This is a genomic window from Mesorhizobium sp. CA4, from assembly GCF_020165075.1.
Classification (GTDB): domain Bacteria; phylum Pseudomonadota; class Alphaproteobacteria; order Rhizobiales; family Rhizobiaceae; genus Mesorhizobium.
Genome location: NZ_JAIUHK010000017.1, coordinates 97,160 through 123,627, shown reverse-complemented (window position 1 = coordinate 123,627; position 26,468 = coordinate 97,160). Strand labels below are relative to the sequence as shown.

General features: G+C 64.0%; 27 protein-coding genes and 1 pseudogene. 11 read left to right on the top strand and 17 right to left on the bottom strand.

Annotation, left to right across the window (positions count from 1 at the left end; translation table 11 throughout):
- Nucleotides 1-293: 293 nt before the first annotated feature.
- Nucleotides 294-1,745, bottom strand: a complete 1,452-nt coding sequence (cysS, locus tag LB528_RS16055; RefSeq protein ID WP_224715487.1) for a cysteine--tRNA ligase — start codon at nucleotides 1,743-1,745, stop codon at nucleotides 294-296.
- Nucleotides 1,746-2,188: 443 nt separating this feature from the next.
- Between cysS and LB528_RS16050 the strand changes: the two genes are divergently transcribed.
- Complete coding sequence (locus LB528_RS16050) at nucleotides 2,189-2,344, top strand: hypothetical protein (RefSeq protein ID WP_224512488.1); 156 nt, start codon at nucleotides 2,189-2,191, stop codon at nucleotides 2,342-2,344.
- A gap of 196 nt (nucleotides 2,345-2,540) precedes the next feature.
- On the opposite strand, the gene LB528_RS16045 is transcribed toward LB528_RS16050, so the two are convergent.
- Nucleotides 2,541-3,302: an SOS response-associated peptidase gene (locus tag LB528_RS16045; protein ID WP_224512487.1), complete on the bottom strand. Its 762-nt coding sequence runs from the start codon at nucleotides 3,300-3,302 to the stop codon at nucleotides 2,541-2,543.
- Between the two features lie 117 nt (nucleotides 3,303-3,419).
- Here LB528_RS16045 and LB528_RS16040 point away from each other — a divergent pair, with 117 nt between their 5' ends.
- The 4 genes from LB528_RS16040 (at nucleotide 3,420) to LB528_RS16025 (ending at nucleotide 5,816) form a co-directional block, all read left to right on the top strand.
- Complete coding sequence (locus tag LB528_RS16040) at nucleotides 3,420-3,845, top strand: NUDIX hydrolase (RefSeq protein WP_224512486.1); 426 nt, start codon at nucleotides 3,420-3,422, stop codon at nucleotides 3,843-3,845.
- 71 nt (nucleotides 3,846-3,916) lie between these two features.
- The gene (locus tag LB528_RS16035) at nucleotides 3,917-4,294 is read left to right on the top strand and encodes a TIGR02301 family protein (protein ID WP_224512671.1); all 378 of its coding nucleotides are present in this window, start codon (nucleotides 3,917-3,919) and stop codon (nucleotides 4,292-4,294) included.
- Between the two features lie 346 nt (nucleotides 4,295-4,640).
- On the top strand, nucleotides 4,641-4,898 hold the full coding sequence (locus LB528_RS16030; protein ID WP_027164925.1) for a hypothetical protein: 258 nt from the start codon (nucleotides 4,641-4,643) through the stop codon (nucleotides 4,896-4,898).
- Between the two features lie 129 nt (nucleotides 4,899-5,027).
- Nucleotides 5,028-5,816, top strand: coding sequence for a hypothetical protein (locus LB528_RS16025; protein ID WP_224715486.1), 789 nt, complete (start codon nucleotides 5,028-5,030; stop codon nucleotides 5,814-5,816).
- A 5-nt stretch (nucleotides 5,817-5,821) separates the two neighbouring features.
- Here LB528_RS16025 and LB528_RS16020 read toward each other — a convergent pair whose 3' ends face one another.
- The gene (locus LB528_RS16020) at nucleotides 5,822-7,153 is read right to left on the bottom strand and encodes a dihydroorotase (RefSeq protein WP_224715485.1); all 1,332 of its coding nucleotides are present in this window, start codon (nucleotides 7,151-7,153) and stop codon (nucleotides 5,822-5,824) included.
- Nucleotides 7,154-7,238: 85 nt separating this feature from the next.
- Here LB528_RS16020 and LB528_RS16015 point away from each other — a divergent pair, with 85 nt between their 5' ends.
- The 3 genes from LB528_RS16015 (at nucleotide 7,239) to LB528_RS16005 (ending at nucleotide 10,946) form a co-directional block, all read left to right on the top strand.
- A complete protein-coding gene (locus LB528_RS16015; RefSeq protein WP_224715484.1) occupies nucleotides 7,239-8,102 on the top strand; it encodes a YgfZ/GcvT domain-containing protein in 864 nt (287 codons plus the stop codon).
- Nucleotides 8,102-8,740, top strand: coding sequence for a YfbR-like 5'-deoxynucleotidase (locus tag LB528_RS16010; protein ID WP_224512480.1), 639 nt, complete (start codon nucleotides 8,102-8,104; stop codon nucleotides 8,738-8,740). Before LB528_RS16015 ends, LB528_RS16010 begins: the two co-directional genes overlap by 1 nt.
- Nucleotides 8,741-8,804: 64 nt before the next feature.
- On the top strand, nucleotides 8,805-10,946 hold the full coding sequence (locus tag LB528_RS16005; RefSeq protein ID WP_224715483.1) for a putative bifunctional diguanylate cyclase/phosphodiesterase: 2,142 nt from the start codon (nucleotides 8,805-8,807) through the stop codon (nucleotides 10,944-10,946).
- Between the two features lie 13 nt (nucleotides 10,947-10,959).
- Here the strand turns inward: LB528_RS16005 and LB528_RS16000 are convergent, their stop codons facing one another.
- Entirely contained in the window at nucleotides 10,960-11,850 is an 891-nt protein-coding gene (locus tag LB528_RS16000) for a fatty acid desaturase family protein (RefSeq protein ID WP_318012307.1), read from the bottom strand.
- A 111-nt stretch (nucleotides 11,851-11,961) separates the two neighbouring features.
- On the opposite strand from LB528_RS16000, the gene LB528_RS15995 reads away from it, so the two are divergent.
- Nucleotides 11,962-12,909, top strand: coding sequence for a LysR substrate-binding domain-containing protein (locus LB528_RS15995; RefSeq protein WP_224715481.1), 948 nt, complete (start codon nucleotides 11,962-11,964; stop codon nucleotides 12,907-12,909).
- Between the two features lie 64 nt (nucleotides 12,910-12,973).
- Nucleotides 12,974-13,366, top strand: a complete 393-nt coding sequence (locus LB528_RS15990; RefSeq protein ID WP_224715480.1) for a RidA family protein — start codon at nucleotides 12,974-12,976, stop codon at nucleotides 13,364-13,366.
- A gap of 21 nt (nucleotides 13,367-13,387) precedes the next feature.
- Here LB528_RS15990 and LB528_RS15985 read toward each other — a convergent pair whose 3' ends face one another.
- The 8 genes from LB528_RS15985 to LB528_RS15950 all read right to left on the bottom strand — a co-directional run bounded on the left by LB528_RS15985 (nucleotide 13,388) and on the right by LB528_RS15950 (nucleotide 21,538).
- On the bottom strand, nucleotides 13,388-13,660 hold the full coding sequence (locus LB528_RS15985) for a DUF3303 domain-containing protein (RefSeq protein ID WP_224715479.1): 273 nt from the start codon (nucleotides 13,658-13,660) through the stop codon (nucleotides 13,388-13,390).
- Nucleotides 13,661-13,819: 159 nt separating this feature from the next.
- Nucleotides 13,820-15,283 carry a RimK family protein gene (locus tag LB528_RS15980; protein ID WP_224715478.1) on the bottom strand — a complete coding sequence of 488 codons (1,464 nt, stop codon included), beginning with the start codon at nucleotides 15,281-15,283 and terminating at the stop codon, nucleotides 13,820-13,822.
- A 4-nt stretch (nucleotides 15,284-15,287) separates the two neighbouring features.
- Nucleotides 15,288-16,385, bottom strand: a complete 1,098-nt coding sequence (locus tag LB528_RS15975; RefSeq protein WP_224715477.1) for a peptidase C39 family protein — start codon at nucleotides 16,383-16,385, stop codon at nucleotides 15,288-15,290.
- A gap of 206 nt (nucleotides 16,386-16,591) precedes the next feature.
- Nucleotides 16,592-17,386, bottom strand: a complete 795-nt coding sequence (locus tag LB528_RS15970) for an anti-sigma factor family protein (RefSeq protein WP_224715476.1) — start codon at nucleotides 17,384-17,386, stop codon at nucleotides 16,592-16,594.
- Nucleotides 17,383-17,901: an RNA polymerase sigma factor gene (locus LB528_RS15965; protein WP_224715475.1), complete on the bottom strand. Its 519-nt coding sequence runs from the start codon at nucleotides 17,899-17,901 to the stop codon at nucleotides 17,383-17,385. Before LB528_RS15965 ends, LB528_RS15970 begins: the two co-directional genes overlap by 4 nt.
- Before the next feature lie 159 nt (nucleotides 17,902-18,060).
- Nucleotides 18,061-18,474, bottom strand: a complete 414-nt coding sequence (locus tag LB528_RS15960; RefSeq protein WP_224715474.1) for a type II toxin-antitoxin system VapC family toxin — start codon at nucleotides 18,472-18,474, stop codon at nucleotides 18,061-18,063.
- Nucleotides 18,474-18,716 carry a type II toxin-antitoxin system VapB family antitoxin gene (locus LB528_RS15955; protein WP_224715473.1) on the bottom strand — a complete coding sequence of 81 codons (243 nt, stop codon included), beginning with the start codon at nucleotides 18,714-18,716 and terminating at the stop codon, nucleotides 18,474-18,476. The genes LB528_RS15960 and LB528_RS15955 overlap by 1 nt, the downstream gene beginning before the upstream one ends.
- 59 nt (nucleotides 18,717-18,775) lie before the next feature.
- The gene (locus LB528_RS15950) at nucleotides 18,776-21,538 is read right to left on the bottom strand and encodes a DUF2339 domain-containing protein (protein ID WP_224715472.1); all 2,763 of its coding nucleotides are present in this window, start codon (nucleotides 21,536-21,538) and stop codon (nucleotides 18,776-18,778) included.
- Between the two features lie 234 nt (nucleotides 21,539-21,772).
- Between LB528_RS15950 and LB528_RS15945 the strand changes: the two genes are divergently transcribed.
- A complete protein-coding gene (locus LB528_RS15945; RefSeq protein WP_224715471.1) occupies nucleotides 21,773-22,237 on the top strand; it encodes an NUDIX domain-containing protein in 465 nt (154 codons plus the stop codon).
- Between the two features lie 13 nt (nucleotides 22,238-22,250).
- On the opposite strand, the gene recO is transcribed toward LB528_RS15945, so the two are convergent.
- The 5 genes and pseudogenes from recO to lepB form a co-directional block, all read right to left on the bottom strand.
- The gene (recO, locus tag LB528_RS15940) at nucleotides 22,251-23,009 is read right to left on the bottom strand and encodes a DNA repair protein RecO (protein ID WP_224512465.1); all 759 of its coding nucleotides are present in this window, start codon (nucleotides 23,007-23,009) and stop codon (nucleotides 22,251-22,253) included.
- 32 nt (nucleotides 23,010-23,041) lie between these two features.
- Nucleotides 23,042-23,979: pseudogene (locus LB528_RS15935) on the bottom strand (aminoglycoside phosphotransferase family protein).
- Nucleotides 23,980-24,017: 38 nt separating this feature from the next.
- Entirely contained in the window at nucleotides 24,018-24,950 is a 933-nt protein-coding gene (gene era, locus LB528_RS15930) for a GTPase Era (protein ID WP_224715470.1), read from the bottom strand.
- Nucleotides 24,935-25,669, bottom strand: a complete 735-nt coding sequence (rnc, locus tag LB528_RS15925) for a ribonuclease III (protein ID WP_411962190.1) — start codon at nucleotides 25,667-25,669, stop codon at nucleotides 24,935-24,937. The genes era and rnc overlap by 16 nt, the downstream gene beginning before the upstream one ends.
- Complete coding sequence (lepB, locus tag LB528_RS15920; protein WP_140683026.1) at nucleotides 25,656-26,405, bottom strand: signal peptidase I; 750 nt, start codon at nucleotides 26,403-26,405, stop codon at nucleotides 25,656-25,658. The genes rnc and lepB overlap by 14 nt, the downstream gene beginning before the upstream one ends.
- Nucleotides 26,406-26,468: the final 63 nt, after the last annotated feature.

Sequence of the window (26,468 nt, the reverse complement as noted above, 5' to 3'; positions counted from 1 at the left end):
GAAAGCGGTCGTGGCCCATGTTCAGACCGCCTTGCGCTGGAGATTAGCGAAACCGGACGCGCCGGCTAATCTCCCCCCTTGCGGGGGAGATGTCCGGCAGGACAGAGGGGGGTGCTGCCCCGCCAGCGTGGCCGAAACTCGGGAGTGCTGCGCTCTCAGAAGATGGTTATCGCCAAAGTGGGCAAGCTCGGACGCTGGCGTTCCTTCACACCCCCCTCTGTCCTGCCGGACATCTCCCCCGCAAGGGGGGAGATTGGCCGTCACCGGCGCCTTCGCCAATCGCCAAGGTTCCCTCACCGCTTGATCTCCCAGGTCGTCACGCGCTCGCCGGTCACGGGGTCCTTTCCGTCCTTCAGCTGCACGCCCTGCGCCAGTAGCTCATTGCGGATGCGATCACCCTCGGCCCAGTTCTTGGCAGCGATAAACTCCAGACGATCCGCGATCGCCTTGGCGACCGCCGCCTCGTCCACCTTGGCCGCGCCCGTATCGAAGCCGAGAAAGGCCAGCGCTGCCTTTAGCGAAGCGGCTGCGCCATTCCCGACATTGCCGCCGGCATCGACCGCCTCGCCGGCAAGCTGCGTCAGCCGCTGCAAGGCAGTGTAAGTGGCGAGATCGTCCGACAGCGCTTCCACCACCTCGGCCGGCAATTCTTTTGCCGCCACAGGCGCGAGGTCGGCGGCGCGCTTCCATTTGCGCAGCGTGTTCTCCGCCTCCTCCAGCTTGCGCACGGAGAAGTCGATCGGCTCACGGTAATGCGTCATCAGCATTGCCAGCCTGAGCACCTCGCCCGGCCAGGTGCGGCCGCCGAAAGTCTCGGTCTCCAGCAGCTCATGGATCGAGAAGAAGTTGCCGAGGCTCTTCGACATCTTCTGGCCCTCTACCTGCAGAAAGCCGTTATGCATCCAGACATTGGCCATGACCTTGGTGCCGTGCGCGCAGCGCGACTGGGCTATCTCGTTCTCGTGGTGCGGAAAGATCAGGTCCAGCCCGCCGCCATGGATGTCGAAAACCTCGCCGAGATAGGCGGCCGACATGGCCGAGCATTCGATGTGCCAGCCGGGCCGGCCCCTGCCCCACGGGCTCTCCCAGCCGGGCTCTTCGGGCGAAGACAATTTCCACAGCACGAAATCGCCGGGGTTCTTCTTGTGCGCGTCGACGGCGATGCGCGCGCCGGCCTGCTGCTCGTCGAGATTGCGCTTCGAGAGCTCGCCATAGTCCGGCATCGAGGCGGTGTCGAACAGCACTTCGCCGCCGGCGACATAGGCGTGGCCGCGCTCGATCAGTTGCGCAATCAGCGACAGCATGTCAGCCTTGCCGTCGGCGCGGGGCGCAACGAACTCGGTGGCCCGCGGCTCGAATGTCGGCTCAAGGCAACCGAGAGCCTTGATGTCCTTGTGGTACTGGTCGGCGGTCTTTTCGGTGACCTTGCGGATCGCGTCGTTGAGCGAGAGCTTTCCGGCCGCAATGTCGTCGCCGAAGTCGCGCAGCGCCCTGGCATTTATCTTGTCGTCGACATCCGTGATGTTGCGCACATACGTGACATGGCTTTCGCCGTAGAGATGGCGCAACAGACGGAAGAGCACGTCGAAGACGATCGCCGGGCGCGCATTACCGATATGGGCGAAGTCGTAGACGGTCGGGCCGCAGACATACATGCGCACATTTTGCGGATCGATCGGGACGAAAGGTCCCTTGGCCCGCGTTAGCGTGTTGTAGAGGCTGAGGCCCTTCGATGCGTCAGACATGCGGTCCCGGTCCTTAGTTTCTTGTTGAGCATGACTTATCCGAAAACCGGCTTCCGCTTTTCGGGGTCATGCTTGAGCCGGAACCGGGTCTGCACCGAAGGCGCAAATCAGGCTCCAGCCTGCTGGCCGGGGCGTTTTTTCCGATCTGGGGAAAGATGAGGCGAAAACGTCCGGACCAGCGCGAGGCTAGCCAATAATGCAAATGCCACAAATGGCGAAAGACGTTTTCATGCGCGGCTTTATCGCGCCGGCAGGTGTTGCCGTCAAGTCGCTCTGCCAAGGAAAGATGTCGTCGGATCACAGGTAAAGGTAGGACGAAACAATTTATTAAACATGTCGGCACAGTTATGAAACATTCGCCGGCTAGACCCGCCAAGTGTCACGATTTGGTCCGAATCAGCCGCCAAACGCTGAACACGAAGCCGTTACCAGGGAAGAGAACAATGCCTCGCAACAAGCAGGAACAGAACCGACAAGCGCAGCCGGCTCTCGCCAGCCACTACCGCGCGATCGGCCCGGCGGCGATCGTCGCGGCCCTTCTCCACACCGCGAAGAAGAAGAAGCCGGCGCAGAAGATCGTTTCGCCGCGCGCTGCTTGAAAAGGTACGATCGGCACGGTCCCCCGACGGCGGGACGCCGGCGATGAGGGCGCCAAAAGAGCGCCCTGGAGATGAAAGGCCCCACAGCAGCCTTTCGAGGCAAGCAGCCTTCCGCTGGATGGTTTGACGCAATCCGAACGGAAGGTTACGGCGAAGGCGCCGAACCTAACCGCTCCACACTTTTCCTGGAATTGCGCTAAAATAAAGTCATTTGGTTTTCGTCCGCGCCGGGCTTCTGGCGCCTGGGTTTTTCGGCCTGCGGCGGAACGATGCCGCGCTGCTGGATCTCCGGCCCGGTGTTGGCGACCTTGTTGACCAGGTCGGAAACCGGAATCGCCTCGAAGAAATCGGGCTCGGCGGGCTTCAGCAGGTCGAGCACGGCGCGCGGCTCCTGCGTGCGGCAATCGAGCCAGCGGGCGAAGTCGTGTTCCTTGATGACCACCGGCATGCGGTCATGGATATGGGCGATGCCGGCATTGGCCTCGGTCGTGATGATCGCGCCGGTGTCCATCTCCGAGCCGCCTGGTTCGGCATAGGTCTCAATCAGCCCGGCGAAGGCAATCACCCCACCTCGCTTCGGCCGGATCCAGTAGGGCTGGCCCTTGGCCGAGCCCGACTGCTGCCATTCGTAAAAGCCGGAGGCCGGCACAAGAGCGCGGCGGTGGCGCATCGCGGCCTTGAACGAGGCTTTTTGCAGCACGCCTTCGGAGCGGGCATTGATGAGCAGCGGAAACGCCTTTGTGTCCTCGACCCAGGCCGGAATCAGGCCCCAGCGCACCAGCATCGCCTGGCGGTCCGGCAGGTTCGAACCAGGTTCCCGCTGCGGACCAGCAAGCGCCATCAGCACCGGCTGTGTCGGCGCGATGTTGTAGCGCGCCGGAAATTCCTCCAGCTCGGCCAGGCCAAGGAAGGCGGCGGTCTGGTCCGGCGTAGCGGTCAGGGCAAAGCGTCCGCACATGGATCTGGGCTCTTCGATTGATGTGCCACGAAAGTGGCGATGGAACCGCCGGGCCGCAACGGCTAAAGCTGGACTCGCCCAACCGGTCCACAAAAGGCTGCAGAAAGATCGGCACGCATGGAACAGCGCAAGATCATACCGGCCGTTTCCGTCGCGGTCGTGCGCGACGGAACCGTGCTTCTGGTCAAGCGCGGGCGGGCGCCGTCGCAAGGGCTCTACGCCTATCCCGGCGGCAAGGTCGAGCCGGGCGAAACGCTGGCGGAGGCCGCTGCGCGCGAATTGCTGGAAGAAACCGGGCTCGAGGCGACAGGCTATCGCCCGCTGCGCGACATCCATATCGACGGCCATGCTGAAAACCACGCGGTCGACTACCTGCTGACGGTGTTCGGCGCCGCCTATGCCGGCGGCGAGCCCGTTGCCAGCGACGATGCCGAGACCGCTGCGTTCTACACGCTGGCGGAAATGGCAGCGATGCCGCTTGCCGGCGATGTGTTCTCGGTCGCCGAGGAGTTGCTCGGCCCCGCGCAAGGCGCCAGACGGTGAGTCTCCAGAATGGCCTTGCAGGCGACAAAATGTTTCGCCACAAAGCCCTGCCCTTTCACCGCAAGGCTTTGATGACCCGCGCTTCCGCTTTTTTCGCCGCCTGCCTCGCCGTCAGCGTCGCTGTAGCGGCACCCCCGGCGTTCGCCGCCGAGGCGCCTTTCGAGCCCGGGCTGATGCGCTTGGCCGAAGTGCTCGGATCGCTGCATTTCCTGCGCAATCTCTGTGGCGAAAAAGGCGACCAGTGGCGGGTCGAGATGGAAAAGCTGCTCGAGTCCGAAAATCCCGATCCCGATCGGCGTGCCCGCTTCATCGCCTCGTTCAATCGGGGCTACCGCTCCTTCAGCGGCACCTACACGCGATGCACGCCTTCGGCGACCGAGGCCATCGCGCGCTACATGAAGGAAGGCGAGACGCTGTCGCGCGACATCGCCTCTCGCTACGGGAATTGAGCCCGGCTCGTCCGGCGGCAACGTTTTACGCGGATTTTGGCGGCAACCGGCGCCAGTATGGCGTGTGTTATTGTGTCCTGTCCCGCTCTGGTGCAATCTGTGTTGCACTTGCGCAACAGCGTTAATGAAACGTTAGTGGACAAATCCGGAATTAACTCAAACTGAAGGTTTTAATGCCGCAAGCTGGGCTAATCGGCTAAGCTCAATACCAATTGAACGCAGCCTTGTTCGATAAGTAGATCGCGACCGTAAAAATGTCGTATTTACAGGTACTTATTCAGGCTGCCGATAAAGGTCGAGCCCGATCCCTCCTCGGATCGCCGCTTGCGAAGGGTGGACATCGCAAATGGAACATGGTGTCAGCGACATCGACGCGTTGGTCAGGGAAGAAAAGCGCCTGACCGCCGTGGAGAGCCACAGCGAAGCCTGGGCCGAGGGCCTGTCGGCTGGCATCGAACCGGAAATCATCGCCGAAGCGGCGCTGGAGACGGCTTTCGGCGAGATGCTGCGCGCCAATGGCGAGACCTCGGCGCTGGCGCTGCTCGACCGCATGCGGGAGAAAGTGATCGCCGGCGCGTTCGAGCCGGAACGGCTTAGGCATTAGTCCCTTTTTCGATAGCGACTTTTGAGCGTGGCTTTTGACGGGGACGCGCCGTTTGGGCATCATGCCCGCGCGCTCGGACATTCAGAGCCCCGGCCGAGACGGAACCCGGAAACCATGGAGAGGCAAGCGGTGAGATTTTCGATGTCAGGCCGGCCACACGGGCCGGCCCTCAGCATCCTGATCGCCGCTTCCTGCCTAGCGCTGTCGCTGTGCCTCGGCAGCACCCCTTCCTATGCGCTGAGCGAGATCCAGCGCGAGGACCTGCCTTCGCCGGTGACCCCGCCCGCCAATGGCGACAGCGCCGCGCCCGGCACCACCGTGCCCATGCCGGAGGCGCCCGGCACCAAACCCGCGGACGGCCAGCCGGCCGACGACACCGACAAGTCAGAGCCGGAACCGCCGCCCGCCAATGGCGGCATCACCAGCCCGCACGCCGATCCGGACGCGCCGCCGCCCGCCGTCGTCTACGACCTCAATACACTGCCCGAGCCGGTCAAGCGCATGCATGGGCTGATCGTCGAGGCCTGCAAAAGCGGCGACATCGAGAAGCTGAGGGCGCTGATCGGCAAAGGCGATTCCATGACGCAACTGTCGCTGGGCGACATTGACGGCGACCCAGTCACCTTCCTCAAGGGCCTCTCGGGCGACGGCGACGGCCAGGAGATCCTCGCCATCCTGGAAGAGGTGCTTTCGGCCGGCTATGTGCATGTCGACACCGGCACGCCGCAGGAGCTCTATGTCTGGCCCTATTTCTTCGCGCTGCCGCTCGACAAGCTCGATCCCAGGCAGCGCGTCGAATTGTTCAAGCTGGTCACTGCCAGCGACTATGACGACATGAAGCAGTTCGGCGCCTACATCTTCTACCGCGTCGGCATCACGCCGACGGGACAGTGGCTGTTCTTCGTCGCTGGGGATTAAACGCTTTAAACCGGCAGCGCCTCGGAAAACTCCACCGCCCTGCCCTGACCGGGCATGACGATCTCGCCTTCCCACATGACGCGCGTGCCCCGTACTATGGTGCCGATCGGCCAGCCGGCGACCTCTTTGCCGTCATAGGGCGTCCAGCCGGCCTTGGAACCTGCCTGTGCGTTGGTGATGGTCTCGCGCCGCTTCATGTCGACGACCGTGAAATCGGCATCGTAGCCGGCGGCGATGCGGCCTTTCCTGGCCATGCCGAAAATGCGCTGCGGACCATGGCTGGAAAGGTCGACGAAGCGCTGCAAAGTGAGCCGGCCGGCATTTACATGGTCGAGCATGATCGGCACCAACGTCTGCACGCCGGTCATGCCCGACGGCGAAGCCGGATAGGGCTTTGCCTTCTCGGACAGCGTGTGCGGCGCGTGGTCGGAGCCAAGGACATCGACGATGCCCTGGGAAATGCCGTGCCAGATGCCGTCGCGGTGCCGGGCGGCGCGCACCGGCGGGTTCATCTGGATCAGCGTGCCCAGTCTGCCGTAGTCGTCAGCCGTCAGCGTCAGGTGATGTGGCGTCGCCTCGCAGGTCGCGACATCCTTGTGCTGTTCGAGGAAGACGATCTCCTCGGCTGTCGAGATGTGCAGCACATGGATGCGCGCGCGTGTCTGCCTGGCGATGCGTACCAGCCGCTCCGTGCAGCGCAGCGCGGCGATTTCGTCGCGCCAGACGGGATGCGACGACGGATCTCCCTCGACGCGCTCGCCGAGCCGTTCGCGCAGGCGGAACTCGTCCTCGGAATGAAAGGCGGAGCGGCGGCGGGTGTTGCGCAGGATCGAAGCGACGCCTTCATCGTCCTCGACCAGAAGATCGCCGGTGGACGAGCCCATGAACACTTTTATGCCGGCCGCTCCCGGCAGCCGTTCCAGTTCGCCGACATCACGAGCATTGTCGCGTGTGCCGCCGACCCAAAAGGCGAAGTCGCAATGCATGCGGTTCGTGGCGCGCTGCACCTTATCGGCCAGCGCGGCCTCGCTGGTGGTGAGCGGATTGGTGTTGGGCATTTCGAAGACGGCGGTGACGCCGCCCAGCACCGCGGCGCGGGAGCCGGTCTCCAGATCCTCCTTGTGCTCCAGCCCCGGCTCGCGGAAATGCACCTGGCTGTCGACGACGCCGGGCAGGATGTGCAGGCCCGTGCAGTCGACGATTTCGCCGGCCGAAGCCTGGCCGAGATCGCCAATCCGCGCGATGCGGCCGGCCTTCACGCCGATGTCGCGCCGGCCCTCCCCGTCATGGTTGACCACCGTGCCGCCTGTCAGGATGAGGTCGAAGGTGGTCGCCATGGGCAGGTCCAGTCTCTTGCGGGGGGATTGTGGCCGGCTTACGTAATGGCCGACCATTTTGCAAGATCAGGCCGATTTTACGCCCATGCCCTTTGCCCGCCTCAAAGACCGCGCGCTCGTTTCCGTGTCAGGCCCCGATGCCGAGCATTTCCTGCAGAACATCCTCACCACCGATCTCGATACGCTGAAACCTGGGGAGGCAAAGCCCGGCGCGCTGCTTTCGCCGCAGGGCAAGATCCTGTTCGATTTCCTGATCTCGCGCGCCGGCGACAACGGCTTCCAACTGGAAAGCCGGGCCGACATCGCCGATGATTTTGTGCGCAGGCTGATGCTTTACCGGCTACGGGCGAAGGCGGATATTGCCAAGCAGGATCAGGTGCTTGTCACAGTCGCATGGGGTGATGATTCAACCGCCTCAGTTTCTGATTCAACAGCACTCGCCGATACGCGCTTCCGCAATGTCGCTGTCAGGCGCACCTATGGAGGCGAGGCAAGGGACAGCGACGATCCTGGCGCCTGGCTGGCGCTGCGCATCGGCAACGGCATTGCGGAGAGCGGTTCCGACTACCAGCTTGGCGACGCCTTCCCGCATGACGTTCTGCTCGATGAAACCGGCGGGGTCGGCTTCAAGAAGGGCTGCTATATCGGCCAGGAAGTGGTTTCGCGCATGCAGCATCGCGGCACCACGCGACGACGCGTGCTGATCGCGTCGGCCGATAGCCCGCTGCCCGTTTCGGGAACCGAGCTCACCGTCGCCGGCCGGCCGGTGGGCACGCTCGGGTCTGTCGGCGGCCAAACCGGTCTTGCGATTGCCCGCATCGACCGCGTCAAGGCGGCGGTCGATGCCGGCGAGGCGATCATGGCGGGCGACGTTTCCGTGACACTTGCCATCCCCGCCTGGGCGAAATTCACCTTTCCTGAAGGTGCGGTCAGCGCGGAGGAGGCCTGATGGCGGCCGACCGTGCCGGAGCGCCGCCCCGCGCCTGGCAACGCATGCTGTCCGGCCGGCGGCTCGACCTGCTCGATCCCTCGCCGCTGGACATCGAGATCGCTGACATCGCGCACGGGCTTGCCCGCGTCGCCCGCTGGAACGGCCAGACCAGCGGCGACCATGCCTTTTCCGTCGCGCAGCATTCGCTGCTGGTCGAAGCGCTTTACGGCGAACTGGCGCCCGAGGCCACTGCCGAGGCGCGGCTCGCCGCGCTGCTGCACGATGCGCCGGAATATGTTATCGGCGACATGATCTCGCCGTTCAAATCGGTGATGGGCGGCTCCTACAAGGACTGCGAGTTGCGCCTGCAGCGCGCCATCCATCTGCGTTTCTCGCTGCCGGCGGAGCTTAACGCAGCTTTGCGCAAGGACATCAAGCGCGCCGACCAGATCGCCGCCTATTACGAGGCCACGCTGCTGGCCGGCTTCTCGACGGCGGAGGCGACCGAGTATTTCGGCCGGCCGCGCGGCTTCTCCGCCGACCGCTTCGACTTCACGCCAAAATCCGTGACCTGGGCGCAAACAGCTTTTCTGAAGCGTTTCAAGACGCTGGAAACCAGGCGCCAGTCTTCGCTCGCGGTGAATTCCACCCCTTAAAGAACGCTAAATTAACCGGCGAGCAGGACAGTATTGCGTTCGGTCACGGTCCGAAGGCGTGCTCATGCCTGGCGCACATATCAAGACTGGTTCGATCGCCGGCAAGCGAAGAGCGGCCAGCATTGGCCCGGCCCGACGAATAGCTGAAGAACTTCGCGCCCAGAATGAGCGCTTCGCGGCGGCCGTCGAGAACATGTCGCATGGGTTGTGCATGTTCGACGCCGATGAGCGGGTGATCATCTGCAACCGCAACTACATCGACATCTTCAGCCTGGACGCCAAAGTGGTGAAGCCCGGCATACGTTTCTTCGACATCCTGCAGCACAGTGTCGACATCGGCATCGCCGCGCAGAGCGCCGGCGAGCTTTATGCCATCCGCAAGCCTTACATCGACGGCGCCAAGCCTTCTACCTATGAGGAAATTCTGTCGGACGGACGCATCATCGTCATTTCGCACCGGCCGATCGCCGTTGGCGGCTGGGTGTCGATCTACGAGGATGTAACGGAGCAGCGACGGGCCGAGCAGGAGCTGAAGGAGCAGCACCGCCGTTTCGACGCCGCGCTCGCCAACATGTCGCAAGGCCTGCTGATGTACGACGCCAACGGCAGGATGATCGTGCGCAACAAACGTTTTCTGGAGCTCTTTAACATCACCGCAGCGGATTTCCCGCTCGGGACCAGCCATGGCGATGCGCTCGAGCGACTACTGGAACTTGGCATCTACACCGAGCTTGACGTCGACAGCGAGGTCGCCAAGGCGGAGGCCAGCCTGAAGGCGACAAAAATGCATTCGACGTATCGCCAGCTTACCGACGGCAGGACGGTCCTGGTCGTGCGCCAGACGATGCGAGGCGGCGGCTGGGTGGCGACGTTCGAGGATGTCACCGAGCGCCGGCGTGTCGAAGAGCGCATGACGCATCTTGCGCATCACGACACGCTGACCAATCTGCCCAATCGCTCGATGTTTCGCGAAAAGCTGGATCAGGCGCTCGGCGAGGCCAAGGCCAAGCCGCTGGCGATTCTCTCGCTCGACCTCGACCGCTTCAAGGCCGTCAACGACACATTCGGCCACCCGGCCGGAGACTGGCTGCTGAAATGCGTCGCCAAGCGGCTGCAGCACGCCGTGCGCAGCAGCAAGGACGTGGTGGCACGCTTCGGCGGCGACGAGTTCGCCATCATCCAGTCGGGCATCAAGAACGCTGCGGACGCCGAAAAGCTCGCCAAGCGCATCGTCGAGATGGTCGGCAAGCCCTATCGCGGCAAGGGACGCGAAATGCATGTGGGCGTGAGCCTCGGCATCGCGCTCTATCCCGGCGACGGAGATGATGCCGACACGCTGCTCACCAACGCCGACATGGCGCTCTACCGAGGCAAAAGCGAAGGGCGCAACGTCTATCGCTTCTTCGAGGCGGGCATGGATGCGCGGATGCGGGAGCGCCGGGCGCTCGAGGCCGATCTCGAAGCAGCGCTCTCCAAGCGGGAATTCGAGCTGGACTTCCAGCCGATCCTTGACATCGGCTCCGGCAGAATCGTCGGCGCGGAAGCCCTGATGCGCTGGCGCTCGCCGTCGCGCGGCCTGGTATCGCCGGAAAACTTCATCGCCGCCGCCGAGGAGACCGGATTGATCGTGCAGCTCGGCGACTGGGCGCTGCGCAAAGCGTGCAGCGTCGCGGCCAATTGGCCGCGGAACATGCGGATGGCCGTCAATGTCTCGCCCGCGCAGATCAAGAGCGGCGGCTTCGCCCGCAGCGTGATCTCGGCGCTCGCCTTTTCCGGCCTGTCGGCCGACCGCCTGGAGCTCGAGATCACCGAAACGGTGATGATGGATGAAAGCGACGCAGTGCTGAAGACAATGAGCCAATTGCGCGGCCTCGGCGTGCGCATCGCGCTCGACGATTTCGGCACCGGCTATTCCTCGCTCGGCTACCTCCGGCGATTCCCCGTCGACAAGATCAAAATCGACCGCTCCTTTATCCGCGACCTCGACAAGCGCGACACGGCGGCGATCGTGCGCACGGTGATCGGGCTCGGCGCCGAGCTCGGCATCATCGTTACCGCCGAGGGCGTGGAAACCGAAGCGCAGCTCGATACGCTGCGCAAGGCCGGCTGCGGCGAGGCGCAGGGCTATCTGATCGGCGTGCCGACCAAGGCGGCCGACATCAGCCGGCTGCTGCGTTCGCAGGCGCTGCTGCGCCAGTCAGGCTGAGTGACACCGTCCATCAGCGTAGCGCCCCGATATATTTCTCGTGAAAGCTGACATAGCCGGGCTCGACCACTTTGAGATGCCGCTCGATCAGCCGATGGAATTGCGGCAACTGGTGGAACGGCACGCCGGGATAGGCATGGTGCTCGGCATGATAGGGCATGTTCCAGGCGAGCTTGCGCACGAACCAGTTTGTCAGTGTGGTCCTGGTGTTTTCCAGCATGTTGGCGACGAAGGGACAGCGGCCGTGCTCGGCCAGCAGATAAAGCCTCAGGTGCGGCTGGCCGAGCAGCGCCGGCACGATCCAGACATAGAGCAGCACCGACGCCTTGAACCAGACCGCCAGCGCCAGCAGGACGACATAGAATGCGATCATCGCCCGCGCCTCGGCCTTTACTTTCGGCAGTCCTTTGGGCGGCACGTAGCTGTCGCGGCAGCGCCCCATTGCATTGGTGTAGAGCGTCCTGAAATGCCCCCACCACACCGGCAGGCCGGAGACGTGGACGATGTATTGCCGCACCGTTTCGGGCTTCGGGAAAGCCAACTCCGGATCGTTTTCGGGATCCTGGGTGAAGCGGTGATGGGCGAAATGGAAATAGCGGAACCAGTCGGCCGGCAACGCGATCGCCAGGCTGCAGAAGCGCGCAACGGCATCGTTCAACCACTGCGTTTCGAACGCCGTCCGGTGCACCGTTTCATGCAGCAGCGTGAACAGGAAGACGATCAGGATGCCCTGCGGCAGCATCAGGACCGGCCAGAACGGCACCTTGGCCGCGATCAGCGCGCCAAGGACGACGACCGCGCCGAGATGGAGCGCGAACTGGACAAGGCCCGGCCCATCCGATTTGCCGGTCAGCCGGCTGCGCTCCTCATTCGTCAGCGAGGCTATCACGGAGCGATGGTCGATGGCTGCGTCGTGGTCGATTGCGTTCATCAGATCACGATACCCAGAAAGAAACCTTTCGAAAAACGAGGATTTCTGCGAAATAGATAAGATCACCTTATCTTTTGGATTGCCATGGTCGCTCTTCCCTCCTTGCGCGGACTTCAGGCCTTCGAAGCGGCGGCGCGGAGGGGGAGCTTTGCCGCCGCGGCGGAGGAACTGTCTATTTCGGCCGCGGCCGTCAGCCAGCTTATCCGCACCGTCGAGGAGCAGATGGGGCGCAAGCTGTTCCACCGGGTCAACCGGCGCGCCGTGCTGACCGAGGCCGGGGTGGAGATGCTGCCGAGGCTCAGCATGGCCTTCCGGGAAATCGGCAGCGTCGCGCGCGATGTCGGCGGCGATGCGTTCAGGCCGAGGCTTGTCGTTTCGGTGCCGCCTTCCATGGCGATGGGCTGGCTTTCGGAGCGGCTCGCCGGCTTTGTCGCCGGGCATGGCGCCGCCGACATATCGCTCAGAGGCGACGACGATCCGGTGCCGTTCGATCATGAATTGATCGACATCCGCCTCTCCTACGGCCCGCACTACCGCGAGCATCCGACGGAAGAGATCGTCAAGGACGCCGTATATCCCGTCTGCGCGCCGACGCTGGCCGGGGCGACCGGATCCGACGGGCTTGCCGGCCTGCCGCTCATCCACACCGACTGGGGACCGACCGGCGCGTCCTTTCCGTCCTGGCGCAACTGGTTCGAGGCCGCGGGAAGCGAGCCGGGCCGTGCGGCACAACGCGGTCTCTCCGCGAACTCGTCGCGAGCAGCGCTCGACCTCGCCATCTCAGGGCTGGGCGTCGCGCTGGCGCAAGGCATCTATTGCGCCCAGGCGCTGGAGGATGGCAGACTGGTGCGGGCCGCCGCGCAACCCTTGGAACTGCGCCAGCCCTATTGCCTGACGATCCCCGAACGCAGCGCAAGGCGCGATGTCGTGGCCGCGTTCCGGAAATGGCTGATCGGGGAATGCGTTCGCGCCGTCAACTCGCCAGCGCTCGGCACCCAGTCATCCGAGAACTCGTTTAGGAAATTACGGTGACGGAGCACTCATTTCCGTCGCCGCCCGCCCCGCTTTTCAGTCGAACGAAGTAGGAGATTTTTCAATGTCGCTCGAACTCATCAATCCAGCTGACCTGCCGGTTCCGGAGATGTACACGCAGGTTGTCATCGCGACGGGATCCAAGCTGGTGTTCATCTCGGGTCAGCAGCCGGAGGACATACACGGCAAGCTTGTCGGGCATGGCGATTTTGCGGCGCAAGCGCGCCTGGCGTTCGGCAATCTGGGCCGAGCGCTCAGCGCGGCAGGCGCGCGACCCGACCAAGTCTGCAAAATCACTGTCTACGTTGTCGACTACTACCGCGATGAGCACGTTCCGATCATCGAAGACGCGCAGATTTCGCTGTTTGGAGATCACAAGCCAGCGAATGTGATTGTCGGCGTGGCGATGATGTCCCCAGGCTACCTGATCGAGGTCGACGCGATGGCGGTCGTTTGACGAGGAGACCGGAATCTACTTTCAAAGATGAGCTGCCAGAGCCGCGACCATGTCCTTGCTCGTTGCCACGGGAACTATCTCGAACTCGACCAAATCCGCCCACTCGATTACCCAGCGCTGCAGTATTGTCGCGTCGTCGGTTTCCACGAGCATGAAGCAGCGGCTCATGTCGCCGGCGATCCAGCTGTGATGCACGACAAGTTCATCCGGCTTCAGGCGGCCCTTGTCGCGGAAGCGGCGATAGATCTCCTTGCGGTCGGCGCCGTGAAAGTCCTCGATCACGAAAAACAGCATTCTCGTTCCCTCAGTTCGAATGATCGGGAATTGGAGAACTGGAGAACTGAGGAAGCGAGGACGGATGACTCCGCTAGACACTCAATTCTTCAATTCTTCAGTTCTTCAGTTCTTCAGTTCTTCAATTCCTCAGTTCCTCAGTTCCTCTTTCTCCCGCCGCTACTTCTCCGGCCTCTCCAGGCGCTCCAGGAACCACTGCGTCAGCCGCACCCAGAGCTCGTCCTTCTCGCCCGAATCCTCCCAGCCATGGTCGAGATTGGGATTGTCGTTGACCTCGATGACGAAGACTCCGTCCTTGGTCTCCTTGAGGTCGACGCCATAGAGCCCGTCGCCAATGCATTTTGCCGCCCGCACCGCCGTTTCGACGACATGCGGCGGCGTCTGCTTAAGCGTGAACGTCTTGATGCCGCCCTGGTCCGGCTTGCCGCTGGCCTTGTGGTTGACGATCTGCCAGTGCTTTTTCGCCATCAGATAGTGCACGGCAAACAGCGGTTGGCCGCCGAGCACGCCGACGCGCCAGTCATATTCGGTGGGGATGAATTTCTGCGCGATCAAGAGATCGGAATCGTCCAGCCATTCGGTCGCGAGCTTGGTGAGCTCAGCCATGTTCTCGCATTTCTTGACGCCGCGCGAGAAAGACGAATCCGGGATCTTCAGCACCAGCGGAAAGCCCAGTGTCTGCGCCGCCACTTCGAAGTCGGAGGTGCCGGCGATCATCACCGTCGGCGGCACCGGCACTTTGTTGTAGGTCATCAGCTCGTTGAGATAGACCTTGTTGGTGCAGCGGATCATCGACAGCGGATCGTCGATCACCGGCATGCCTTCCTGCTGGGCGCGGCGCGCGAAACGGTAGGTGTGATTGGAGATCGACGTGGTCTCGCGTATGAACAGCGCGTCGTAGTTGGCGAGCTTGGCGAGGTCCTTCCTGGTGATCGGCTCGACCTCGACGCCCATCTTCTCGGCGATCCGCGCCCAGTAGCGCAGCGAGGAGATTTCCGATGGCGGCAGTTCCTCATGCGGGTCGACCAGCGTCGCGAACGTATAGCGCGCCGGCGTGCGGCCCTTGGTGTCGCGCCATTCGCGGTTGGTGTAGGTGTCCAGGCACTGCAGGAAGAACTCTTCCTCGTCCTCGGTCATGCGGGCAAGCGGCAGAAAGCCGATCTTGCGGATCGAGGCCCATTCGGCGCTGTCCTTGATGTGGACCTCGAGCGCCGGCGCGCGAAACCAGTCGAACAACAGCTTGGCGAAACGGTCCCATATCTTCGACGGACCGATGCCGAAGAAGATCGCCACCTTCGCCGGAAACGCCCCGCCGAGATCCTTGCGGCATTTGTTCAAGGCAAGCTCGAGCTCCGGCAGCGCGTGCTCGTAGAGCTTGCGCTCCGAAAGATCGATCATGGTCTCTACGGTCGGTATCACCCTGTGGCCGCGCGAGCCGGCCAGCAGCGAGGCATAGTAGCCGCGGCTCTGATAGCCGTAATTGTTCGACAGGTTGATCACCTTCGGCCGCTGGCCGCGGAACAGCGCCGGATGCGCAAGATAGTCGCGGTTGGTGATGATCTTGTGGGGTGTGGCCACCTGATCGATGTCGTTCTGCCTGCCTGTGAGGATAACCCAGGTCATTGTCTCAGCGTTTTCCCAGAGTGATGGCGGCGCGCAGGCCGTCGCGACCGAACTGCGCCATGTTCATGAAGATGTCGTAAGGCACCGGAATGTTCGCGGCGTCGAGGATCGTTTCCTGCCTCTCATCCTCGACCCACGGGTCGTGGATTAGGATATGGTCGCCATCGTCGCCGATGGCCAGCACCCAATGCGGCACCTTCTTGCCGAACATCAGGAAGCCGCTGACCAGCACCACCACCAGCTTGCCCCCGGCCAGGGCGTCACGGATGTCGCCGATGCCGAACGGACGGTAATTGACAGGAATACCGTAAAGCTCGGCACGGCGGCGGAAATCGACCTGGGCGAGCTCCATCACCCGGCGCTTTTCCTCGCTCCTCACCGACTGCAGGAACAGGGCGCCGTAGAAGGATACGAATACCTCGGCGCCGAGCCCGCTCTCGTAGCCGGCGACGGCTAAACCGAAGGGCTCGCAGCCGCCGGGACCCGACATCATGAAGACGGTGGTGGCCTCGCGCCACAGGCGGATCTCCGTGACCGGATCTGGCACGAAGCCATGGTCGAAATTGGCCATCGCCATCATCAGGCAGCAAGGGCCGCAGGTGAACTCGCAGGTCTGCTGGTAGAACGGCACCTCGGTCGCGGTCGGCGTGTCGCCGCGCAGCGTCTTTTCATAGCGCAGCGCGGTCGCGCCATCCTCGTAATAGTCGGGTTCGCGGCCCAATTTCCGATAGCCGGCCTCCTCGTAGATACGGATGGCGCGCTGATTGTCCTCGCGCACTTCGAGGCGCAGCAGCAGCCGGTCATGCCCGAAGGCCGCTTCCTCGGCGGCCGCCAGCAGAAGCCGGCCGATGCCGAGGCGGCCGAAGAAGGGGCTGACGGCGATGGAATAGAGTCGCGCGACGCCGCTGCCCTTGCGAAACAGCACCACCGCATAGCCGGCGACGCGGCCCTCGTTCTCGGCCACCAGCATCTCGGCGGTGTCGCGTTCAATGAACTGGCGGAAGGAGCGGCGCGAGAGCCTGTCGCCCGGAAAAACAGCCTTCTCGATGGCGGCGAGGTCATCGACGTCTGACGCGCGGGCCTTGCGGATCTCGGCAGGCATGCGGGCTAAGGAGAACCTCGATTGTTTAAGAAACGGCCCCGGTGGATGCGTCGCGAATACTGGCCGAAGCGCCAGTATTCATCAAGCGCTATCGCTCCTTGATTAGGGCTGAATTGTGACAGTTTCCGCGGCGGCGGCAAAGGGCCAAGCGTTTGAACAGAATTGCCGTTCAAAGGAACTGCCGGCCGACGAAAAACGCAGCCGATTCAGCTCGATATGCCGGCCAGCAGCTGGCCGTAGGCGCTCTTCGCGACGTCCGACAGGCGCTCCGGCGGCAAGGAGCCGACGACAGCGCAGGCATAGCCCTTGTCCAGCCAGTAGACAGCCTCCGGCCCGCCGGTCTCAGCCGTGTAGGTGCCCTTGGATGTCTCCGACGATTCGGCGGTGACGTAGAGCGAGATGCGCTCGCCCTTGGCGTCCTCATAAAGCAGCATCGCCGCCTTGCCCTGGCCACCGGCAGGCAGCAGCCGGCCACCGACGAGATCGAAGCCTTCCGCCGCAAGATCGGGCGCGACCAGCTTCAGCCCGACACGGTTCGACAGCCAGGTCTGGAGATGATCCCTGTCGCTCGCCGGGACTTCGACGGCGTGGCGCTTCTCGGCGGCATAGGTGACGTGGGCGGCGATCGCCTGCTCGGCGAGCTGGTCGTCGCCGTCGCCGCCACGGGCGACGCTATCGCTGCCGGCGACATAGCCGCCGAGCCCGCCGACCGCGAGCATCACGGCAGCGGCAGCCGACAGCCACCAGCGTGAGCGCCAGACCGATGCTTTTGCAGGCGCCTCGCCAAGCACGACCTGCCGCAGCCTCGCCGGCACCGGCTCGTCCATCACGCCTGCCAATGCGGCGCGCATGGTGGCGCGGTCGGCAATGTAACGCGCGGACTTCGCCTTCATCTCGGGATTGGCCTCAAGCCAGGCGTCGTAAGCCATGCGCTCTTCGCCCGGCAGTTCGCCGTCGAGGGCCATATGGATATCGCGTTCGGAAAAATCGCTACGGGTCATTTCTCGACGATCCTTATCGAGCGGCGGCGCGATGTGTCGTCGAGCAATCCTCGCAATTCCTCGCGGCCGCGCGCGATGCGCGACATCAGCGTGCCGGCCGGCACGCCAAGGATGTTGGCGGCCTCGGCATAGGAAAAGCCCTCGATGGCGACCATCACCAATGCCGCGCGGCGATCGGGGCTGATCGCCTGCAAGGCATCCATGATCTCGCGCGAGGCGATGGTCTCGACCTGATCGGCGGGCGCGGCTTGGGCCTCACCGGTTTCGAGAGGCAGCATCGCCGTCTCGCCGCGCCGGTTGACCTTGCGCATCTGGTCGATGAACAAGTGATGCATGATCGTAAACAGCCACCTCCGGGGGCTCTCTCCAGTCTGCCAGTTGTCGAGCCGCACAAGCGCCCGCTCCAGGCAATCCTGGACCAGGTCGTCGGCGGAATCGCGCTCGCGCAGCAGCGAGCGCGCATAGCGCCGCAGCCGCGGTATTTCGCTCAGGATCGCTGCCTTCTTGTCGTCCATGGCCGCTAGTTTTCGAGGTCGCTTTCCATCTCGATAGAACGCGCCTTTGCGGCGCGGTGCAAGCAGTCAGCGCGAAGCGGCCCAACCGCTGCGTTACCCAAGCAGGAGAATAACGTTGGCAGATGCGGATTCATTCCCGCCAATTGGAGAGAAAGCCAATTATTTCAAATCCGTCAGCAGGAAATCATTGCCTTTGTAGAGCAGCGGAATATCGAGCACCTTGGCGCAGGCATAGGCAAAGCAATCGCCCAAATTCAGATCGGCTTGATGACCGACGGCCTTGCCATAGCGAGCGCTGGCCTCGATGGCGTGCGAACCGATCTCCTCGCCGATCGGCACATTTTCCCCACCAATTTCCAAAATCAGCTGATCCACCAGACCGCGAGCCTTTAGGAGGGCTTCGGCAGTGGGCCTTCGAGAGCCCGCGCCGGCCCGCGCCAGAGCCTGTGTCGCCTCAAAACGGACCATCGCGGAGACATAGAAGTCGACAGCTCCTGAGAGCTGTTTGGACAATTCTTCCCAGCCCGGTTCCTGGTTGAGAATGGCGACGATCACCGAAGCGTCGACAAACATCAATCTTCCCACATCTCATCGGTGAATTTCTTCATGTCGAAATTGGGATTGGGCAGACCGATCTTCTTTGCCTCCGCCTGAAGCTTAACAATTCGATCGCGCAGCGGCACCTTGGTGCGATGGCGTTCCAGTTCGTGCAAAAGCGCGGTCCGCACAGCCTCGGTCTTGCTGGACGCATTGGTCTCGCGCTGCAGTTTTGCGGCGAGCGCGTCGACCTCGTCATCGCGAATGTAGAGCGGCATGAATATCTCCTATTGGATATTCATATATTCCGTTTTGAATATCCAAACAAGTCAAAGCACTACGCTTGCCTCGCCGCCCTGGTCAACAGCCGCTGATAGAACAGCCCTATGCCGATCAGCACGGCACCGAGGCCGATGAAGGACAGCGCACGCAGCACGCCTTCCAGCTCCGACATGTCGAAGAGGAAGACTTTCAGCACCGCGACCGCGATCAGCACCGCGGAGGCGATGCGCAGCACTTGCGATTTCAGCCAGACGCCTGCGGTGAGCAGCGCCACGCCGATGACCAGCCAGAGCGCGGAATAGGTGTAGGTCTCGAGCTGGCCGAGCCCGCTCCACAAGGCGATGAACTCGCCCTTGAACAGACGGCGCACCGAGAGCGTGGCATAGGCGAAGGCAAGCAGCGCGGCGATCAGCGCCAGCATCGCCGCGTACCATCGCGGGCGCTTATCGCGGACATAGAGCGCCAGCGCGCCGGCGGCGATGGCCGGCAGCAGGTAGGCGAGGAACAACATGTTGAAGACCGGGATCGTGCCGGTTGACTCGTCCGTCAGCAGCGGGTTCAGCACGACGAAATGCTGGACCGCGATCAAGCCTGCCGAGACCACGCCGGCACCCATCGAGCCATAGCGCAGAACCGAGCTCGGCGAGCGCATGTCGATGGCGACCAGTATGGCGCCGGCGCCGAGCGCGACCAGCGTGTAGATCGCCTGTTCGGCGAGCGTCACGGTGCCGGTGTCGATGACACCACCATGCATGGCGTGGCGCACCAGCATGGCAATGGTGAGCAGCGCAAACAGCGCGGAGGCCGCCTCCATAGCAAGGCGCGGCCGGCCGTTGGTGGTGTGTGCGAGCTGCCAGGCGGCGAAGCCGAAGGCGAGCGCCGGCACGCCATAGCCCGGCAGCAGCCGGTTGAAGACCGGCGTCCTGGCGAGAGACGCCGCGCCGACGATGGTCGGATCAAAGGCGATGCGGCCGAGCACGGCGACCGCCGCGCCAACCGCGATCCAGCCCAGCACGGGGTAAGAGCGCCAGCGCGTGGCCAGCGCCGGGACGATCGCGGCGGCTCCAAGCAGCACAGTCGTCCAGCCCGAGCCGAAGGCCATGTGCAGCATCAACAGGCCGGCCATGCCGGCGCCGCCGAGCGCGAACGAAACGGCCGGGCCGCCGCTGAGCGGCGGCGCTTCGGCGCGCGCGATCCATTCGCCGCCGGCGGCAAAGGCGAGCGCCAGTAACAGTGCCGGCAGCGCGTAGCCGAAGTCGCGGTCGATATCGCCGAAGGTCAGCCACAGCGCGGTGAGCACCACCAAGGGAACGATGACACCCCAGGCCGCCCAGCAGGCCCCGCGCGCCGGGGCGGTGGCGGCAAAGCGGCGCGCGGCCCAGAAGCCGGCGGCGAGGAAGACCAGGCCAAGCGCGATGCCGATGCGGAAAGTCAGGACATCGGACGACGCCAAAGGCTGGGCGTCCAGCCCGACATCGAGCGCATTCGCGCCGATCGTGGCGGGCGGGATGATGCCGAGATAGATCAGCACGGTCGCAATACCGGCGGCAAAGACCAGCGGCAGCGCGCGCGGCCGATAGAGCGCCGCCGCGACCAGCGTGACCAAAAGGACCGCGCCGTGCAATGCATCGCCGGCGCTGGCAAAAGCCGGATCGACGGACAGGGCCAGCGCGCTCAGAGCGATGAAGAAGCCTGGCACGATCGAGGGCCAGTCGAAGCCACGTTCGGCGGTGTCGCGGCCAGTAACCAAGAAAGGGCCGAGCCAGACGAAGGCAAGCACGGCGAGCGTTGCCAGGCTGATGAACAGGACGGCGGCGAGGTTCACATCCGGCGCGTCGACCATGCAAAGAATGGTCCAGATGCCGGCGCCGGCGAAAGCGGCGGCCGCTAGCGCCTTCCAGTCGCGGATGCGGGCGATTGCGGCGGCCGCGGCAAGCACGATCGCCAAATAGACGAACAGCGCCCAGGGATTGGGTGCTTCCGAGGCGACCAGCGCCGGCGTGACCATGGCGCCGACGAGGCCGATGCCGGCCAGCGCCAGGCCATGCAGGAGCGAAGCGCCAATGGTCGCGACGCCGATGACGCCAAGCAGCGCGAAGGCGCTCGCCGGACCGATGAAGCCATAGATGCCGTGCGCCGCGTAGACCGTGCCGAACAGGATGAAGGCGCCAGCCGCCGTCAGGATCGATGGAATATAGGCTCCCGTTGCGCCCCGCACCGGCACCTTGAAGCCGGTACGGCGGATGAATTCGGCGCCGGCAATCAGCGCCAGGCCGAGGATGCCGGCCATCGTCAGGCGCACGCCAGGGCCGAAAATGCCGGCCTCGATGGTGTAGCGGATCAGGAACAGCCCGCCCAGCGCCAGCGCGATGCCGCCGACCCAGACCGCCCAGCGCGTGCCCAGCGCCGTCTCGACATCGGTCTGGCGCGCCGCCTTCGCGGGCGCGGGCGATCCTGACGCGGGCGTTTCGGCCGCGGTGGCGGGTTGCGCTGGTTCGGCCGTCCCGGCGGGTTGCACGGGAACCGTCCTGCTCTTCGTCCAGGGTCCGGCCACGGCCTCGCCTTCGGCGGTCTCTGGCGTCGTGACGACCTCCTCGGCCACAGTCGGGCCATCAGCCAACGGCGCGGCAGGCGCTGCCTTGGCCTCCTCGGGAAGACCTCCCTGCGCGGCGTCCACCGCCTTGAGCGAAGCTCCAGACTGCACTTGGCCGCGCAGTATACCGAGTTCGCGCTCGACCAGCGCGATGCGGTTCTGCTGTCGTGACACGATGACGAAAAGAGCTATGACGGCGGCAATGGCGATCAGGCTGAAAAACATGGCGGTTTCCCTCAAAACCAGGCCAGTCGTGGCCGATAAATGCGGCAGTGAGACGGCTGGTGCAAATCAGCGTCTTGCCAGCGAACAAGGTCGAGCATGTTTCGTCGCCGATTGCCAGCAACTTGCCGGTTTGTCGGTATCAAGCCGCCGAGGCCGCTGGCGGGGGTCTGTGAACGCGGCCGTGAAATACTCGTGCTATTCTCGGGCGATCGAAGAAATGCCGTGAGGTGACCGATGCCGCAACGAAGCGCCGGCCTGCTGATCCATAGGCGCGCCTCAGGTGGGTTCGAATTTCTGCTCATTCATCCGGGCGGACCGTTCTGGGCCAGAAAGGATGAAGGCGCGTGGTCAATCCCGAAGGGGCTGATCGGCGACGACGAGGACGAGCTCGAGGCCGCCAAGCGGGAAGCCGAAGAGGAGCTTGGGGTCGCCATCGACGGCGATTTCCAGCCGCTCGGCAGCTATAAACAGCCGGGTGGCAAGATCGTCATCGCGTGGAGCGTCGAGGCGGACATCGATGCCAATGTCGTCAGGAGCAACATGTTCACCATGGAATGGCCGCCGAAATCGGGGATCATGAAAGCGTTTTCCGAAGTCGACAAGGCCGGCTGGTTTTCGCTGCCCGAAGCCGGCATCAAGATCCTCAAGGGCCAGCGCCCCATGCTCGATGATTTCCTGGAGCGGCGGGGCGCGGATTGAGCGGTTGCCTCCGCTATCCGGCCTCGCCGGCGATCGCCTTCTCCGCCGCATGGTGCCGGCGCAGCGCGGCGAGGAAGCCGGCGCGGGCGTCGGGCGGCTCGAGGCCGCGCGGCTCGTAGACATGGCGGGTGAAGAAGAAGCCGCTCAGCCGGAAGGCGTCTTCCAGTGCTGCCGCATCGGCGCGCAGGCCGGAGCCGCGCTGCAGGAAGGCGGGCAGCGCCAGCATCTTGTCATGCCAAGGCGCGCCGGCGCTGCGCGAGACGGCGCGTCCGGATTTCGGCGAGACATAGGCCAGATCCTGCCTTGAGCCGGTCGCCGCGCATTGGCTGAGGTCGAGGCCGAAGCCCAGTTCATCGAGGATGAGCAGCTCGAAGCGCGCCACTAGCTCGCCAGCCGCATCGGCATCGCCGAGATGCGAGATCATCACGGCAAGGGCCTCGTAAAGCCCGCCATGGGCATCGCGCTCCGGCAGGAGCCTGAGATGCGCGGCCATGGTCTGCAGGCCGTAGACGGCAACCGCGCTGTCCATCAGCCGCGCCGCGTTCATCTCGATCGCCTCTGCCTGGAAGATGCCCAGATGCTCGTCGAGCCGCGCCCGCCACAAAAGGTCGACGCGGTTGCCGGGCTGCAGCACCGGCTGCTGCTTGCGCGAGCGCCCTCCCCGTACAAGGCCGAGATGCCGGCCATGCGCGCGGGTCATCACCTCGAGGATGGCGCTGGTTTCGCCATGCTTGCGAGTGCCGAGAACGATTCCCTCGTCGCGCCATTCCATGACTAGAGCTTTTCACCCGTTGGGTGGTGAAATCAAGGTTCTGGCACATCGGGCTCGATCTTTGCTGACATTCGCCGGGTGCCGTGTCGCACCCAACTTCGGTGATCCGCAAGCACCTCGTCGATCACGCGGCGCTGCCTTTCGGCCTCGGCCTGGTTGGCGTCGTGGCCGGCGACGGTGATCAGCGCCTTCCACAGCGCCCAGCCGCGGCCGCGCGCCCAAGTGGCGTGATCGACGGCAATGTGGGTGCGAAAAGCCTCGCGGCTTTCGCCTTCGAAGAACGTCCAGGTTATAGCAAGATCGCAGGATGGATCGCCGATGCCGGAGGTGCCGAAATCGATGACGGCGCTCAAGCTGCCGTCCTCGACCAGCAGATTGCCCGAGGCGACATCGCCATGGAACCAGACCGGGGAGCCAAACCAGGTGTTGGCAAGCGCTGCTTCCCAGACGGTGGTCGCGGCTTGGGTGTCGATCCGGCCATCAAGCGCGGCGATGGCCTGCCTTGCCTCGTTGTCATAGACCGTCAGCGGCCCGCCACGGTGGAAATTATGCTGGCCGGGTGCAGGCCCATCCGTCACATCGATGCCTCGCAGCGCGACGAGGAAATCGGCGAGCGAGACTGCGAAGGCGTTGAGATCGTCGACGCACTCCTGGCCGTCTCGCCGTCAATCCAGCGATAAACCGACCAATGCCAGGGATAGCCCTCGGCCGGCTCGCCCATGGCCAGCGGCGTTGGAATGGGCAGAGGCAAGAGGGGTGCCAATTTCGGCAGCCAGCGATGCTCCTTCTCGACCTGCAGCGAATAGGCGGCAGCGCTCGGCAGCCTGACCGTCATTTTGTCGCCAAGATGGAAGGTGCGGTTGTCCCAGCCGCCGAAAGCGACCGGGCTGACCGGCAGATGCCGCCATTCAGGGAACTGAGCATCGACCAGCCGGCGCACGGCATCGATGGTTATCTTTGGATTGGGCATGTCGCTGGCCCGTTCCCGGTCCTTCTACGCGACAGGCATCAATGGGGAAACTCCAGCCCCATCTCGCGGTAGCGCTCTGGATCGTCGCCCCAGTTCTCGCGCACCTTCACGAACAGGAAGAGGTGCACCTTCTGCTCCAGAATGGCAGCAATCTCCATCCGCGCGGCCTGCCCGATGGCGCGGATCGTCTCGCCCTTATGGCCGAGCACGATCTTCTTCTGGCTGTCGCGCTCGACATAGATGACCTGCTCTATGCGCACAGAGCCGTCCTTCTTCTCTTCCCATTTCTCGGTTTCGATGTGCGAGGAATAGGGAAGTTCCTGATGCAGCCTCAGATAAAGTTTTTCGCGCGTGATCTCGGCCGCAAGCTGGCGCATCGGCAGGTCGGAGATCTGGTCCTCCGGATAGTACCAGGGGCCTGCGGGCAACGTCTCGGCGAGATAGTCGAGCAGGTCCTTGCAGCCGGAGCCGGTGAGCGCGGAGACCATGAAAGTGCGCTTGAACGGTACGCGTTCATTCGCGGTGGCGGCCAAGGTGAGAAGCGTCTCCGGCTTGACGCGATCGACCTTGTTGAGGACGAGCAGCATCGGCTGCCGGACATCCTTGAGTCGGTCGAGGATGGCATCGGCATCGCCCTTGATGCCGCGCTCGGCGTCGATCAGAAGCACCACGACATCGGCATCCTTGGCGCCGCCCCAGGCGGTCGTCACCATCGCGGTGTCCAGCCGCCGCTTCGGCTTGAAGATGCCCGGCGTGTCGACGAAGACGATCTGCGCGTTGTCATGCGTGGAGATGCCGCGCACGATGGCGCGGGTGGTCTGCACCTTATGGGTGACGATCGACACCTTGGCGCCGACCAGCTGGTTGACCAGCGTCGACTTGCCGGCATTGGGTGCGCCGATCAGCGCAACGAAACCGGAGCGCGTCGCGGGGGCTTCAGGGGTTTCCGTATCGCTCATGCCGCGCTCCATACGCCTTCACGCAGCAAAAGAGTAGCCGCGGCGGCCTGCTCGGCCTCGCGCTTGGATCGGCCGCTGCCGATCGCCGGCGCAAAGGAGCCGACCTCGACGCTGACGGTGAACAGCGGGTCGTGATCCGGACCCTCGCGACTGTCGACGCGGTAGGACGGCACGGCGCCGGCCGCTGCTTGGTGCGCCCATTCCTGCAATTCCGTCTTGGCGTCGCGCCGTGCGGCGCCGATCGCCTGCGAGCGCGGCTGCCAGTAGCGGTGAATGAACGCGCGGGCAGCCTCAAGGCCACCATCGAGGTAAAGCACGGCAATCAGCGATTCCAGCGCATCGGCGCGCAGATTGGTGCGCTTGCGCCCGTCGAGATTGCGCACGTCGGAGCCGGCGCGGATCAGTTCCGGCAGGCCGATCTCCTCGGCGATTTCGGACAGCGCCTCGGCATTGACCAGCGCGTTGAGCCGCAGCGACAGTTCGCCCTCGGCGGCATCGGGAAAGGTCGCGAGCAGCATGTCGGCGACGACGAGGCCGAGAACCCGGTCGCCCAGGAACTCGAAGCGCTCGTAGTCGACGCCGGCATGGGTCGAACGGGCGCTAGCATGGGTCAGCGCCCGCTGCAGACGTTGGCGGTCGGCGAAGGCATGGCCGGTACGCTCGACAAGCGCTTCGGCCAGGGCATCGGCGGTCAAACGCTTGCCGGCCGCCATCGCTCTAGTGGACAAAATGGAACAGTCGCCCGGCGCGCATCAGCGACGGCCACTTCCATATCTCGAGCGGGCTCGCCTTTCCGGCGATCGAGAAGAAGATGAGGTTGGCGCGACCGACAAGGTTCTCGGCCGGCACAAAGCCGACGGCGAAGCGGCTGTCGGAGGAATTGTCGCGATTGTCGCCCATCATGAAATAATGCCCGGCCGGCACGACGAATTCGCGCGTGTTGTCGCCGATCGAATCGGAGTTGATGTCGAGCGTGTCGTAGCTGACGCCGTTCGGCAGCGTTTCACGATAGACATCGATCGGCCGGTTTTCCTCGGTGACGTCGGGATTGTCGATCTGGCCGGTCTTCACGCGCGGCACGCCGACGTCATTGATGAAAAGCTGGCCGTCCTTCACCTGGATTTTGTCGCCGGGCAGGCCGACGACACGCTTGATGTAGTCGACCGACGGATCCGGCGGGAACTTGAACACCACCACGTCGCCGCGCTTGGGCTCCGAGCCCCAGATGCGGCCCGAGAAGAGATCGGGACCGAACGGCAGCGAGTAACGCGAATAGCCATAGGCCCATTTGGTGACGAAGAGATAGTCGCCTTCGAGCAGCGTCGGCCGCATCGAGCCGGACGGAATGGAGAAGGGCTGGAAGAGCAGCGTGCGGATGACGAGCGCGAGCAGCAGAGCCTGGATGATGACGGAGAAGGTTTCACCAAGCCCGCCGGATTTCTTCTGCGATTTTTCAGCCACGCTCATGTCGTCCTCGATTGTGCGATGTTGGTATAGAGTCTCGGCGCGCGCTGGGCAACGTCATGCCGC